This is a genomic window from Lentzea sp. NPDC003310, from assembly GCF_040610935.1.
Classification (GTDB): domain Bacteria; phylum Actinomycetota; class Actinomycetes; order Mycobacteriales; family Pseudonocardiaceae; genus Lentzea.
Map to the genome: position 1 here is coordinate 20,103 of NZ_JBEXNC010000022.1, position 13,319 is coordinate 33,421.

The 13,319-nt window shown below is 64.3% G+C and carries 17 protein-coding genes; 11 read left to right on the plus strand and 6 right to left on the minus strand.

The features are described from left to right. Positions 1–4 precede the first annotated feature (4 nt). Positions 5–574 carry a hypothetical protein gene (locus ABZX02_RS36625; protein ID WP_355305437.1) on the minus strand — a complete coding sequence of 190 codons (570 nt, stop codon included), beginning with the start codon at positions 572–574 and terminating at the stop codon, positions 5–7. Positions 575–855: 281 nt separating this feature from the next. Continuing rightward, positions 856–2,073, minus strand: a complete 1,218-nt coding sequence (locus ABZX02_RS36630) for a pentapeptide repeat-containing protein (protein ID WP_355305439.1) — start codon at positions 2,071–2,073, stop codon at positions 856–858. Positions 2,074–2,591: 518 nt separating this feature from the next. Between ABZX02_RS36630 and ABZX02_RS36635 the strand changes: the two genes are divergently transcribed. The 4 genes from ABZX02_RS36635 to ABZX02_RS36650 all read left to right on the plus strand — a co-directional run bounded on the left by ABZX02_RS36635 (position 2,592) and on the right by ABZX02_RS36650 (position 6,713). Continuing rightward, positions 2,592–3,536 (plus strand): DNA-processing protein DprA, encoded by a 945-nt coding sequence (locus ABZX02_RS36635; protein ID WP_355305441.1) that lies wholly within the window; start codon positions 2,592–2,594, stop codon positions 3,534–3,536. 386 nt (positions 3,537–3,922) lie between these two features. Next, entirely contained in the window at positions 3,923–4,297 is a 375-nt protein-coding gene (locus ABZX02_RS36640; RefSeq protein WP_355305443.1) for a phosphoribosyltransferase family protein, read from the plus strand. Between the two features lie 248 nt (positions 4,298–4,545). Further along, positions 4,546–6,201, plus strand: a complete 1,656-nt coding sequence (locus ABZX02_RS36645; RefSeq protein WP_355305690.1) for a pentapeptide repeat-containing protein — start codon at positions 4,546–4,548, stop codon at positions 6,199–6,201. Positions 6,202–6,371: 170 nt separating this feature from the next. After that, a complete protein-coding gene (locus ABZX02_RS36650) occupies positions 6,372–6,713 on the plus strand; it encodes a hypothetical protein (protein WP_355305445.1) in 342 nt (113 codons plus the stop codon). 78 nt (positions 6,714–6,791) lie between these two features. Here the strand turns inward: ABZX02_RS36650 and ABZX02_RS36655 are convergent, their stop codons facing one another. The 3 genes from ABZX02_RS36655 to ABZX02_RS36665 all read right to left on the minus strand — a co-directional run bounded on the left by ABZX02_RS36655 (position 6,792) and on the right by ABZX02_RS36665 (position 9,659). Beyond that, positions 6,792–7,571, minus strand: coding sequence for a hypothetical protein (locus tag ABZX02_RS36655; RefSeq protein WP_355305447.1), 780 nt, complete (start codon positions 7,569–7,571; stop codon positions 6,792–6,794). 58 nt (positions 7,572–7,629) lie between these two features. Continuing rightward, the gene (locus ABZX02_RS36660) at positions 7,630–8,829 is read right to left on the minus strand and encodes a hypothetical protein (RefSeq protein WP_355305449.1); all 1,200 of its coding nucleotides are present in this window, start codon (positions 8,827–8,829) and stop codon (positions 7,630–7,632) included. A gap of 356 nt (positions 8,830–9,185) precedes the next feature. After that, positions 9,186–9,659: a GntR family transcriptional regulator gene (locus ABZX02_RS36665; RefSeq protein ID WP_355305451.1), complete on the minus strand. Its 474-nt coding sequence runs from the start codon at positions 9,657–9,659 to the stop codon at positions 9,186–9,188. Between the two features lie 505 nt (positions 9,660–10,164). On the opposite strand from ABZX02_RS36665, the gene ABZX02_RS36670 reads away from it, so the two are divergent. The 6 genes from ABZX02_RS36670 to ABZX02_RS36695 all read left to right on the plus strand — a co-directional run bounded on the left by ABZX02_RS36670 (position 10,165) and on the right by ABZX02_RS36695 (position 12,404). Next, on the plus strand, positions 10,165–10,497 hold the full coding sequence (locus ABZX02_RS36670; protein ID WP_355305453.1) for a hypothetical protein: 333 nt from the start codon (positions 10,165–10,167) through the stop codon (positions 10,495–10,497). Next, entirely contained in the window at positions 10,497–10,643 is a 147-nt protein-coding gene (locus ABZX02_RS36675) for a hypothetical protein (protein WP_355305455.1), read from the plus strand. The genes ABZX02_RS36670 and ABZX02_RS36675 overlap by 1 nt, the downstream gene beginning before the upstream one ends. Further along, the gene (locus ABZX02_RS36680) at positions 10,640–11,095 is read left to right on the plus strand and encodes a DUF3307 domain-containing protein (protein WP_355305457.1); all 456 of its coding nucleotides are present in this window, start codon (positions 10,640–10,642) and stop codon (positions 11,093–11,095) included. Before ABZX02_RS36675 ends, ABZX02_RS36680 begins: the two co-directional genes overlap by 4 nt. Positions 11,096–11,167: 72 nt before the next feature. Then, positions 11,168–12,043 carry a DUF4097 family beta strand repeat-containing protein gene (locus ABZX02_RS36685; RefSeq protein ID WP_355305459.1) on the plus strand — a complete coding sequence of 292 codons (876 nt, stop codon included), beginning with the start codon at positions 11,168–11,170 and terminating at the stop codon, positions 12,041–12,043. Continuing rightward, positions 12,040–12,207 carry a hypothetical protein gene (locus ABZX02_RS36690; RefSeq protein ID WP_355305461.1) on the plus strand — a complete coding sequence of 56 codons (168 nt, stop codon included), beginning with the start codon at positions 12,040–12,042 and terminating at the stop codon, positions 12,205–12,207. Before ABZX02_RS36685 ends, ABZX02_RS36690 begins: the two co-directional genes overlap by 4 nt. A 38-nt stretch (positions 12,208–12,245) precedes the next feature. Then, the gene (locus ABZX02_RS36695; RefSeq protein WP_355305463.1) at positions 12,246–12,404 is read left to right on the plus strand and encodes a hypothetical protein; all 159 of its coding nucleotides are present in this window, start codon (positions 12,246–12,248) and stop codon (positions 12,402–12,404) included. A 259-nt stretch (positions 12,405–12,663) separates the two neighbouring features. Here ABZX02_RS36695 and ABZX02_RS36700 read toward each other — a convergent pair whose 3' ends face one another. Next, positions 12,664–12,894: a hypothetical protein gene (locus tag ABZX02_RS36700; RefSeq protein ID WP_355305465.1), complete on the minus strand. Its 231-nt coding sequence runs from the start codon at positions 12,892–12,894 to the stop codon at positions 12,664–12,666. A gap of 259 nt (positions 12,895–13,153) precedes the next feature. Between ABZX02_RS36700 and ABZX02_RS36705 the strand changes: the two genes are divergently transcribed. Further along, a complete protein-coding gene (locus ABZX02_RS36705; RefSeq protein ID WP_355305466.1) occupies positions 13,154–13,306 on the plus strand; it encodes a hypothetical protein in 153 nt (50 codons plus the stop codon). Positions 13,307–13,319 lie beyond the last annotated feature (13 nt).

The window sequence follows — 13,319 nt, forward strand, 5'->3', positions numbered from 1 at the left end:
CTGGTCACGCCCCTTCCGGAGAACCGGTGAAGCGGAACGGATGTCCGCCGAGGTCGACGACGTGGGTGCCGGTGCGGCCGGCGCAGATCCAGTCGAGTTCGAAGCGCCACTCCACGTCGTGACGCGTGCAGAGAACCTCGATCTCGAACACCTCCGGATCGCCCGCCGCGACCGTGTAGAGGAACTTCGGACCGGCGAGACGAGGTGGGTTCGCGTCCAGGTCGAGCCGGTAGGAGCGGACTTCCACGGTTCCCAGGTGGAGCGCTTCCGTGCCGGTGCCCGGCCGGCGTCGCGCGACCACCGCCACCCGCAGGGCGCGCAGCAGCACCGCCCGGTCCACCCGGGACTCGACGTACAGGCGGACCATCCCGCCGCCGAGGGGGATCGCGTCGTGCCAGCCGTTCGGGAGCAGGTAACTGCCCGCTTCCACCTCGCAGGTGACGGCGATCGGGATCTCCGGCGACGGCTCCGGGCGGTGGTAGATGTTGACCTCGTGGATCGCACCCGCCTGGACCACGGAGTGCGCGTCGCCGGTCACCTCGTTGTGCGTCAGAGGCACTTCTTCTTCGGTCATGGTCCCCCCGGTGCGACCCCATTCCGGAAACAGAGGGTCGCAGACTCGGAGGCTGCGCGACAGCGACTTGCCCGGCATGAGGCCGCAAAAAACAAATCAGCCCCTGTCGCATTTCTGCGAACAGGGGCTGACCCGTGTTATTTCAATCGGGGTGACAGGATTTGAACCTGCGACCTCTTCGTCCCGAACTAAGTCCGCCTGCGGGGCTGACCTGCAGAAGCGATCATCTCTGCTGGTCAAGACGTTGGTCGTTGTTGGTCTGCGCTGGGCGCTAGAGGTGATCAGGAGAGGTTCTTCTCCCAAATTTCTCCCAAGGGACCTCGTGCGAGTCCTTCCGGCAGGATCGTGTGCTCGGACAAGGCGGCTTGCCGAAGTTGTTCGGCTGTTAGCGAAGCTAGGGATAGGTTGGTCCCGTGTAGGTCCGCGTTCTGGAGGTTGGCCCCGTGTAGATCCGCTTTCTGGAGGTTGGCCCCGCGCAGGTGCGTGCTCTGGAGGTTGGCCTTGCGTAGGTCCGCTTTCTGGAGGTCGGCCCCGCGCAGGCGCGCTTTCTGGAGGTTGGCCTCGCGCAGGTCCGCGTTCTGGAGGTCGGCCCCGCTCAGGCGCGCGTTCTGGAGGTCGGCCCCGAACAGGTGCGTGTTCTGGAGGTCGGCCCCGTGCAGGTTCGCGTTCTGGAGGTTGGCCCCGCTCAGGTTCGCGTTCTGGAGGTTGGCCTCGCTCAGGTTCGTGTTCTGAAGGTTGGCCTCGCTCAGGTACGCGTTCTGGAGGTTGGCCCCGCTCAGGTCCGCGTTCTGGAGGTCGGCCTCGAACAGGTCCGCGTTCCGGAGGTCGGCCCCGCGCAGGTCCGCCTTCCTAAACTGCGCGCCGCTAAGTTGAACGCCCTGGACGTGGAGCTGCCGGAAGTTGAGCGAAGCTCGATTGTGCTTGGTCTGTTCTGGGCGGCTGCCGAGCGCTGTTAACGCGGCTTGCACGTCCGGCGCGGGCTCGGCTGGCAACTCTGGCTCATCGCTTCCGGATGGTGGGTGCATCCACGGGGTCTCGTTCGCCGCCTCGGTACCTCTGCGAGGCAGGCGATCGCGAATAAAAGCGACCAGAACCTTTACCACGTCGCCGCGGTGCTCGGGGGAGTCACGCATGACGTGCTCCAACGCGTGAACCCCGCCAATACGGACGTACAACTCATCCGACCCGAGGCGTTCGAGCGCCTTGGTGAACCGCTCGGTGACCTGCCCGCGGTGTGCCAGCCGATAGTTCCGTGCGGTGTAGAGCAAACCGGTACCAACGACTAACGCACCGCCAACGGAGATCACGATCAGGCGCGCGTTGTGTTCGGCCGGCAAGCGCTGCTCCGGGGTGGCCCTGCTCAGGACGTCCCTATTCACTAAGAACTCAGGGGCTTGCCAGATAGCCAGCCCATACAGGGTGATGGCGAGGAGGCCACCGAGTACATATGCGATCGGTCGACCAATCGCTACGGCTCGGGCACGGACGGTCACATCCACGCAAGGAAGTCGACTTCCAGACGGCCTCTGTTACGCGGCCAGCTTGCGCCCACGTCACGAGCACACTTTCGAGGTCTGCGAGTGACCGATCACCCAGGATCATCAGTAACGTTTCGGCTGGTCGACGACTGATGGCGAGCTTCCGTGGACGCTCCTGAGCGTGAGTGGATGCCACCGCGATTGCAACTGCGGTGCACTGCTCATCAGCGTGCGCAGGTCCACATGAAGCAGGCTTGCCCTAAGTCTTCGGCCCTCGCAAACGAACATGCGATCGAAAACGCGGGCACCCCTCCTCCCCCAGGCCCTGCACCTTCCAGGCATGCGCGACCGGCAGCCACGATCCGTGCCCGCGCCATCTACGCAGCTCAGAGGCATCATGAGACACCTGAGACACATGGGACAGCGCCCGATACGGGCACGTTGGCCTAGACCTACGCCAGCCGACTGTAATTCTTGCCGGAAGTGTGCGATACATATGAGTGACAGACGCATTCGAACAGATGTGCGATAGGAGTAGGATGCGACTCACAGAGCAGCAGCTCAGGCTGCTTGGACTATGCAAGGTGTCAGGCGTCAACTGGTATCTGATTGCCCGCGAGGCTCAGCGCCCTGGTGGCGTTGATCGCCTGTGGAGTGGACAGCCAGCTGAGACAGGCAAGGACGGCGCGAAAGCAGCTGAAGCCCTAAGGGGAGCCGCCGGGCGTCTAGACGAGTTCGTTGCTGCCGCTCAGGCGGAGGTAGACAAGCTCTCCCAGCCCGATGCGCGCCTAGTTACCATCCTTGACGAGGCTTTCCCCGCCAACCTGCGCCTGGTGCACAACCCCCCACCCTTCTTGTTCATCCGCGGCGAGATCACCGAGGATGACCTAAGAAGCGTGGCAGTTGTCGGCACCCGCCAAGCGAGCGATGAGGGCCTCAAACGAGCAGGGCGGATGGCCCGGGAGCTGGTCAATCGAGGCGTCACTGTCGTCTCTGGCCTCGCCCAGGGCATCGATACCGCAGCACACACAGCCGCCCTCGCGGCAGGTGGGCGCACCATCGCAGTCGTCGGCACCGGCATCAACCGCTACTTCCCTGCCTCGAACCGAGAACTCACGAACCAGATCGCGACCGGCGGACGCGGTGCTGTTGTTTCACAGTTCTGGCCGTCATCGCCTGGAGCAACGTGGACTTTCCCCCGTCGCAACGTGACAATGTCTGGAATTGCACAAGGTACGGTTGTGATCGAGGCAGGAAGTACCTCTGGCGCCAAGATGCAGGCGCGCGTTGCGCTTGAACATGGCAAAAAGGTATTCCTCATAAAGAGCCTCACGCAAGATCAGGAGTGGGCACGAAAGTACGTGGAAGGCCGCGGCGCAGTTCAGGTTGAGAGCGTCGAAGAAGTGGCGGAATCCCTGGCGCCAGCTTCGCGAATCTACGCAGCAGATGAACGACGGGCACAACTCGTATTGGACTTCGGCTGAGCGGCATCTAAATGAACGAGATGAAACCCCCGCGTCCAGCAGGGTTCGGAAACTGCCAGGAATGCGCGTACGTTGCAGTAGGACCACCTCAACGGTGCTTCACCTGCGCAAACGCCACAATCAAGCGCGCCGCTCCATACTACTGCACTGCCTGCGGCCAGCAGTACAGCACAGGAACCGGGCCATGCATCAATAAATTGTGCTCAGACCCCAACCGCTACTACGTTTCCAATACAGCGATTGCAATGAAGACTGGTCCACTAGATACCGCAATCAAGCAGCACAAGTACCATCACCGATGGGGTTGGGGCGTCATTGCGGCACGTGTACTACTTGGCTACTTGCCTCACTGGGAGATCGCGCGTATATCGCACCTGATTATTCCCATGCCCGCCTTCCTGGAATCAGGACTGCCACGGAAGGGTAATGACCAGGCAAGCTGGACGCTTGAGTCTGCGATGGAGCAGCAGGACCCGCCGGGGCGTTATCCATTCCGTGTGGATCCACCTGTGATCATCAAGACGGCTAGCACGCCTAAAATGGCGACGGCAAGCAGCCTTGCAGAGCGACGCGCGAATGCCGCGCAACTTTACCTCGCGCTCAACGTCGTAGATTCCGCCGCAGTTCGAGGCAAGATAGTTGTGGTCTATGACGATGTTTTTACGACCGGCGCCACCCTGAACGCGGTAGCTCGACGACTACGCGAAGCAGGAGCCCACTCGGTTTACGGACTCACACTTGCGCGTGCTCCTTGGCGCTGACCAGCTCGTAGGTGGGGACAGCTCAAGAACGAGTTGTCCCCACCAGGTAACGCTGTGGGTGAGTCCGCGATCCCGTCTGCGTGACGACCGATGTAACTCCGCCTTCCGCTGTCGGGCTAGCGACCCGTGTGCGACAGGTAGTGACCGGACGAGCTGGGCTTGGTGTGCTAGCCCTGCTGTTGGCTGGCACAGGCTTGGGCATGGCGATATGGATGGCGAGATCCTGGTCCTGGTGGTCTGCCGTGTGGATGTGGCTGGGCCGATGGTGGATGGTTCCGATCATCGTGCTGCTGCTGGGTGCTGCGGCAGCGCTCGGGGTACTGCGGTCTCTTCACCCGGCCATGCCAGCCCGCCCGATGGTGGAGCCGGAGACGGAGGTGATGCCGGCGTTGACGCCGCGGGCGATCCTGCTCGGCGCACTCGTCCTACTGGGATTGGGCATCACCGCTGCGGTGCTCCTGCTGGTCAACTTCTCTGGGACCGAGCCACGAGACCGGTTGGACGCGATCCGGACCGCTGCCACGCTGCTGGTTGGCACTGGTGGCGCTGCTGCGCTGCTATTGGCCGCCCGCCGGCAACGCGCGGCCGAACTGTCCCTGGCCGTGCAGCGCAAGGCCGCTGCCGACACCGCGCACGACGCGGCGGCGCGGCGGATCACCGAGCTGTATCTGAAGGCGGTTGAGCAGTTGGGTTCGGACAAGGCGGCGGTCCGGCACGGCGGTCTGTACGCGTTGGAACGCGTCGCCCAGGACAACCCCCACCAGCGTCAGACCGTGATCAACGTGATCTGCGCCTACCTGCGCAGTCCCTACGCCCCGCCGCCTGAGCAGGCCGCCACTCGCCGAACCGGGCTTTCTATGACCCCACGCCGACGCATCGCGACCGACCGTGTCACTACTGGTTCTGCGACCGCGCGCCGTATCAGTCTCAGACCACCCACACCAGCCGTTACGTCCGAGCAGTTGCGTCAGGAACGCGAGGTCCGACTCACTGCGCAGCGCATCCTCACCACCCATCTGTGCTTCGGCTTAGATACGACTAGCGGCCAGCCGACTGATTCCCTTTACTGGGGCGAGGCATATGACCTCGACCTTACTGGTGCCACTCTCATCGATTTTAACGCCGCTGGCCTTACTTTGCGGCAGGCAGCTTTCACCGAGGTGCACTTTTCCGGTGGAGTCTGGTTCGGCGACGCGGAATTCTCAGGCATCGCATCGTTCAACGGGGCGATTTTCAGCGACGTAGCGGGGTTCACCGGGACAACCTTCAACGGCGGCGCGCAATTCAACAGAGCCACCTTCTCCGGCAATGCACTGTTCAGCGAAGTGACTTTCAGCATGGACGCGACATTTGATGGTGCGAATTTTAATGGCGGCGCGTCCTTCGATAAGGTGACCTTCTCCGAGCTTGCGTGGTTCCGTGGGGCCACCTTCGTCAATGGCGCAGAATTTGATCACGCAACTTTCAGCCGCATCGCCTGGTTCTCCGAGGCAACCTTCATCAGGGGCGTGAACTGCCATAAGGCGAACTTTAATGGCGACGCGTGGTTCACCGGTACGACCTTCATCGGCGTCGCGCGGTTCGACGGTGTGACTTTCAACTGCCGTGCGGTGTTTGAATATTCGACTTTCGGCATTGCAACGTTCGACGGGGTTAATTTCTTTCGTGGCGCGCGGTTCATGAAGACGAGGTTCGCTGTAATCACGTCAATGAAGAAGGCTGTCGCAGCGGAAGTATCCATCGAGTGCACATGGCCGGAGGGGTGGACGGTTAATGATCAGCACAGGGGAACCGCAGCACCTGGTGAAGCATCCGACACGCTGCTACTGGTGCCGGTACCAGTGGTGCTGACCAAGACCCCCGAACCAAGCGGTGAGTTCCAAGGTGTGCAATTCTGCAGCTGACCGGAGTGAGGTTATAAGGGACTTGACAGGGGAAGCGTGAGCTGCAGACCTGCATCTTCATCGGTTTTCCCGCGAGCGAGCCGCATCGGCCACCAGTTCACCATTGCGCCGCCACACGAGTCGATGCCTAGGGTTGTTCGCAGCGGACAGGCCGATGCACAATCGAACACATGGTCGAATCGCGCGAGTCTCAGCCTTCGCCTCTGTGGCGCGCATGCGAACCCGCCGAACTCGTCTGGGTTGATCTTCGGCAGGTCTATCAACACGTGCCAGGCAGTCCGCCTGCCACGCCGCCGACGACGGTCGTGCGGACCCAAGGTCTCAACCCCGACCGTCTGCCGCTGACGAAGGGCGAGGTTGCCGCATGGAGCCGGGCACAGAACGGCTCATGGCTGGCACTCACGAGTTACACCATTGCGGTTGCAGGGCTTGGATCGGTGTTGGTGAGGCATTTCATCGCCCGTAAAGCTCTGTGCAGACGAACACCGGAAGAGGATGAGCCGCCGTTCTAAGGGCCACGAATAGGCCTGCTGAACGATGAACGGCAGGTCTTTGGCCTGCCGTTCATGACAACTGTGACGGTAGGTGCGTCAGCTCTGAGTCATCGCGGCGCTGAGCCCGCCGACAACCGTTGCGAGGGCGGCATCGTCGTGACGTTTTGTCCGTGGGTAGCGCTCGCCGTCTGGGTCCTCGACCTCGATCGACCGCACGTGGTCGATGAGGCCGGCCGGACCGAGCTTGTCCAGGAGGTCGAGGTACTCGGGCCAGGAGTAGATCTTCATCTGGTCCACCGGGCGCGTGACGCCGTCCGACATGACCGCGGCCCGTTGCACGTCTCGCCGCGGGTATGAGTTGACCACCGAGTGACGAGCAGCCTCGGGGAGCGCTGCTGCCACCCACCAACCGCCCTCGCGGTTTCGAGTGGCTGTCTGATTGGCCACCAACGCCCGCAGAGCCTCATCGTGCTCGGGGGTGTTGAATTTCATCCCAGCGACCGCATCCGGCTCGGTTCCTGAAAGATCTTCAATACCTAGATCGCAAGTGACCTGAGGTCCGTCCGCCGTCTCCACCACTACGGACACGTCGGACAGTGCAAGGGTGTCAACGGTTTCATCGCCTATGCGCAGAATCCCTACGGCCGCGCAGGGCGTTCCGGGGTCACTTAGGTCGCAAGAGTCGGCATGCTGAGCGACGACGGCCGCGATGCCCTCCTCAAGGCCTTCCTGAAGGGGCTTTTCGGGGCAGCCGACAAGGGCGGTCATAGTGCGTGCTGCGAGTTGCTGCGCATACCAGGTGACGCCATGTTTGCATCCGCCGAAAGGAATACCGGCACCATCGATCACCACGGCAAGTGAGTCAGACACGATCACGAAGTCTTGGTTGGGTCGACCAGGCGCGGAGTCCGTTGCGATAGCGATCACCGTTGCACTACCTTCCATCGGTCTTCTGTGCATCTAGAAGCATCTCACGAACCCGCAAGACTTCAGGTTCACTGGCCCAGGGTGCCAACTGGACAGGAATTATCTTTTCCAGGTCGGCGACCGTTCGGGTCGAGCCAGTGGCCAATGCTATACCTAGCGATTCTTCGATCGCGATGCAGGCGTCGACAGGCTCGCCTGCGAGCGCGCAGGCCTGCGCCAGCCTGGCTAGGTAGTTGCCGCGGTCCCGGTGGTAGCTGCTCGGCAGCGAACCAAGCACGTCCCTAAATGCGATAACCGCATTCTCTGCGCGGCCAAGTTCAAGCTGGCACTTGGCATTCGTGATTTTCAGGTAAAGTTCAGGCTCGCAGTATCGACCCACGGACGGGTCGCCATCCGGTCGCACGCTACTGCCCAAATCGGTTAGGTGAGCGGCGGCATCCAACGCCCTGTCTGTCTCGCTATGGTTTCCTGACATTGCGTGCCCAATTGCTTCCGTTTGGGCGGCAAGAGCACGAACACGTGCAGTTGTTATCGAGTCGTCACGCTGAGCCATGCGCGCAAGCCGCGCCGCATAGTGTGGGTCCCCTTCCCCAATAGACTGAACTGCGCGACGCGTCAGTACAAAAGCACTCATTCGTTCGTCGCCAGCGGCATTTGCGGTTTCATAGGCGTGTGTGTACCAGCGCGTTGCGTTGCCCATGTCGCCACTGTCGTGACTTAGCCATCCGGCGAACTCCGCGTAACCAGCCTCGATCGCGAGGAGTTCGTCCATCGTTTTGCCGGTCACTTGCTTCCGAAGGGCCTCGACAGTACTAACATGTGCGGTAATGACCGGAAGAAGGGCACGGGGACCGATGAGGTTGTCCGCCAGATACTGGTTCTGGAGATTCGAACGCAGGTACTCAATCGTGTCACTGGTCGGCAGGCCAATTTCATGGCGCGGTGGCGCTGCAATGACGGTGGGCACCACAAGCGCAGTGTGGGCAGAGCCGCTGGACACGACCTCGACCGGTGCGGCTGGCACCGCTGGAGCCGCCTGGGCCACGAGCAACGCGAACCGCGCCCGTTGACCTTCAGTCGCCCGCTCAAGCACCACGTCCAAGAGTTGTTGTGTCGCCAGTGCGGGAACAAGCTCCGCGTTCGCCTCCCACTTCCCCACGACGCGCGTCGACATGTCGAGCTTGTCCGCCAGCTCGTCCATCGTCATGCGCAGCGCTATGCGTAGCGCTTGAACGAGGCCCCCGTTCCACTCCCCTACAACGTCCACACGCCACCCCCTCCCCGGAAGCTGGCACCGCGGTGCTCAGGTCTGCGAACCCGAGTTCCTGATCGGTGCGGGTTCAGTTCCTGTCCCGTTCATACCGCATCTTCGCGTTCGGCGGTTGACTTACGGACATCACAAACCCGCAGGTCAAGGGAGATACCGATGAGCCGCAGGACCAAGACCACTCTTCCGATGCCAGGTAGTTCGGGCACTGGCCGGCGACTCGTTCTCGCCGCGTTGGTCGTCGCCGTCATCGCCATGGTGATTCGCGATCCGACCGGTACGGCCACAGCTGCCCGTCAGGTCGCGGCCTGGGGCGGGGCGGCGCTTGACGGGCTAACAGCGTTCGTTCGAGCGCTGTGAGGCTCTGCGGTCTGGGCACTGCCGCCCATCGCTCCGAGCCTGGCGACTACGTCCGCGAGGTCGCCCTCAGCGCCACCCAGCGCTTCGCCTACCCGCCGAAGTGTCACGCGCAGTTCCTCCACCTTGGTGCGAAGTTCGCGCAGCTCGTGTTCGGCTCCGACGTCCTGACTGCGATCCCGCACGACTGCACCAGCATTCGGCCTGATCTCAACCCAGCCCTCAGCTTGCGCCAGACGAACACCAGCCATCGCCGTGTTGACGGCAACGCCCTGATCCGCGGCTAGTTGCCTGTAGGTCGGCAGGGGCTTGCCGACCGCCCACTCGCCACGCTGGATGTCCGCGATGACGGAGTCAGCCACGCGGCGACTCGCGTTCCGCTTGTCCTCAGAATCCGTGCCCTGATCAGCCATAACGCCACATCCTACCCGGATGTCTTACGACACCTGTTGACGTTTGAGACATCCGTGCCGTAGCGTCTGCGACACGCAAGATGTCTTAAGACATCGAGCCGCAGTTCACAGCTTGACGACTCGGTGGGCAGGACCGGACTTCACGTCGGACACCGCCGCCGCGGCCACGTTCTTTGAGAACTGAACAGGGTCAGCGAAACCCGCACCCCCGGCAGCACGTCGGGCCTCACGGCCTGGCGCAAGCCCGCAATGACCCGCGCAGCGTGCTGCGCGGCGAGCGACGTGAGGCATTGGACGCCAATGCCGGGAGATCCAAGGCAGAGGCTGACCCCTTGAACACGTGAGAGCACTCAAGCCCGTTCGAGTGCCGGTTCCTCACTCGTCCGCGCTTCGACCGGCCGGTGAGGTCCCGGGACCCAATGGTCTACGACCCCACTGCGGAGACGGCCTGTCTCCGCAGGTAGCCGCTTCCCTCAGTTGTTTGCAAAAGTAAAGGACTCTTCGCATGTTCGAGATCAAGAGCTTCTCCATTCCGCTGGCCGCGTTCCGCCTGGCCGAGGAGCAGGCCTGCGCCGGATACCTGGTGGCGCGTAAGGCGATGGTGCGGCTGGCCGCACGGATGGCGTCGATCAGTCAGCTGGTGCGGGAGAACCCGACCCGCGCCGACTACAGCGCGGCACTGGCGCACGTGCGGGGCCTGCACGGTGACGCGGTGGAGCGCACGCGGCTGGCCTGGCAGCGCTGGAACCGGGCGCAGGTCCGCTCGGACGCGTTCTGGGCAGCCACGAACCAGACCACGGCGAACCAGGCCGCGGCGCCGGATGCGGTGGCCGCGTGATGTCGCTGGTCAACAAGCTGGCCGAGGCGGCCCGCAAGACCAAGGACGCGGTGGACCGGTTCCTGGCGTGTTCCTGGTGCGGTGCGGTGGAGCGTGAATGCGTCTGCGGTAAGTGGGAGAGCGAGCCGCCGGAGGTGACGCAGTGAGCGCGTCGGCGGTGACGTTCGCGGTGGTGCTGCCCGCTCTGCTGGTAGCGCACAACGTCGCTGATCACTGGGTTCAGACCAGTCACCAGGCCGCGTGTAAGGGCCAGCGCGGACACGCCGGCCGGAAGGCATGCGCGGCGCACGTCGCCTCCTACACGGCGGTGACCGCGCTGGTGGTGGGCTTGGTGTGGCTGGTGTTCGGCCTCGACGTCAGCCCAGTGGGGTTCGTGGTCGGGCAGTTGGTCTCCGCACTCACGCACTACTGGGCTGACCGTCGCTTCACCCTGGCCGCGCTGGCGCGGCTCACCGGTCACACCAGGTTCTACGTGCTGGGCACGCCCCGCACCGGCCGCGACGACAACCCGAGCCTGGGCACGGGCGCGTACGCGCTGGATCAGGCCTGGCACTGGTTGTGGCTGTTCGTGGCCGCGCTGCTGACGGCCGTGCTGTAGCCGCGGCTCACCGCGCCCGCCGCTTTGCGTTGTCTCCCTTCGCTTTCTCCTGTTCTGAGAGGTGTGTTCGTCATGCGTTCTGAAGCTTTCGAGGTGTCCGGCCCGCTGCACGCGTCGGTGCGGGTCGAGCACGGTCACGTGTTCGTGCAGCACGGTTCCGGGGTCGAGCAGGCGCGGGTGACGCTGTCGCCGATGGCCCCTGGGGACCAGGTCGCCGCCGACCTGATCGACCGCGCCGTGGTCGAGCTGCGCGAGGGCGGCGTGGTCGTGTCGGTGCCGAACGGCCCGGCGGGCGCGCGCGGTAGCGGGGGCACGGTGGTGGTGCAGTCGGCCGGTGGCATGACCGTGACGCAGAACCTGCACAACGTCAGCGTCGGCACCAACATCGTGGGCCTGAGCATGGTCAACGGCCGTGTCGTGTCCGCCGGTGACGTGCGCTTCGGTGGCGGCGGCGTGGTGCTGGGCGGCGTGGTGGCGGGCGACAAGGTGACCAGCGGCGGCGGGGTGCGGGTGAACGTGCTGCTGCCCGACGACTCGAACGTGACCGTGAAGACGGTGTCGGCAGGCCTGGAGGTCGGCAGCTTCGGTGAGTGGTCGCTGGACACCGTGGACTTCGACACCACCTCCGGTGATCTGCACGTGCGTGAGGCGCAGACGGTGACCGCCCGCACGATCTCTGGTGACGTCGTGGTGGACGCCGCTGCCTCCGCGCGGATCACCTCGACCACCGGTGATGTCGAGCTGGAGGTGGGCAGGCGCGCCGAGGTCTCCACGGTCTCTGGTGACGTCGCGGTGCGGACGGTGCGCGACGGGGTGGCGGTGTCGGTGGCCACGGTCTCCGGTGACATCCGCGTCAGCACGTCCGCGCCGAGTTTCGGTGTCACCCTGTCGACCTCGACGGTGACGGGCCGCGTCCGCGGACCCCGCACCGCCGCGCAGGGCCGGTGACCGCGATGACCGCCGCGTTCGTCCGCACCCTGCCGCACACCGTGAAGCCCTGCCCGAACGGCTGTGACCTGCCCACCGTGCAGGTCGATCAGGGGTTCGGTGAGCCGGTGTGGGTGCACGCCGGCACTTACGAGTACCGGTGCCCGGTCTCTCACCAGCGTTGACCTCGAAAAATTCCTCACTCTGCGAAAAGGGGCCTGACATGGCGCTCATCGAAAAGACGTGCTCGGTCTGCCACAAGGTCAGCTGGAGCAACGCCACCGGCACCGCGCGGCAGCAGCACATGAACCCGACCTCGACCCGTTGGCTGCCGTGCGACACCAACGGCGGCACGTTCATCGACCGGGTTCGGCAGTCGTGAGCGAACCCGGCACGGCCCAACCGGCACCCGCGCGGAAACCGCGCCCGCTGCCTGGTCCGGCGGCTCGAACCGCCAAGCACGCACCGCCGGACCAGGGTGCACCACCACACACCCGGACACAGCCGAGCGCAGGCACGGCCAGTGTCCCGCACCCGTGCCCGCACGCACACCCCACCCACTCACCTCACCCCGGAAAGGGGGCCGTCGCCGTGCCCGAGAACGCGCTGACCAGCGCCGCTGGAAAGGCCGGCGGGCGGCTCTACCCCGCGCACCTGCCCCTGTTCACCGCGGCTCTCGACCGCGCCGACGGCTGCTGACCCGTGATGGACACCACGCGCAGGCCGTGTCCCGACTGCTCGACCAGCACCCGATCCGCGTGCTCGACCTGCGAGAGCGACGGCACGGTGCCGAGCTGGCTCGCCGACCCGGACGTCAACGGCGAGACCGCCGCGCGTACCTGGGGCTGGCGCGGCAGCCACCGCACCCGCACCGGCCCGTTCCTGGGCGTTGCGCGGTAACGCCACCGCACGCAGCTGGGGTTGGCGCGGCTAGCTGAACACAGGTGACGCAAGGGGCTCGAGTCCTGGTGACGGAACCAGTGAGCTCGACCGCCCCCCGTGAGCTCACCGGTTCCGTCACCCCCTTTTTTCTGCCGTCAGGCGGGCGGCTCGAACCGCCAAGGCCCTAGCGCCCCGCCCGCTTGACGGTGCCCACCTCACCCGATCACCAGAGCGAGAAAGGCATGTCCCATGTCGATGCTCAGCAAGCTCACCAGCAAGTCCCAGCCGCAGCGCTGCACCGCGCGGACCGGCCGCAACGGCAAGTTCTGCGGCAAGGTGCTGCGCCAGCGCGACGGCAGGTACTGCAGCAACTACAAGTGCCAGCTCTTCGCGTCCTGCTAACCGCCGTCCACAC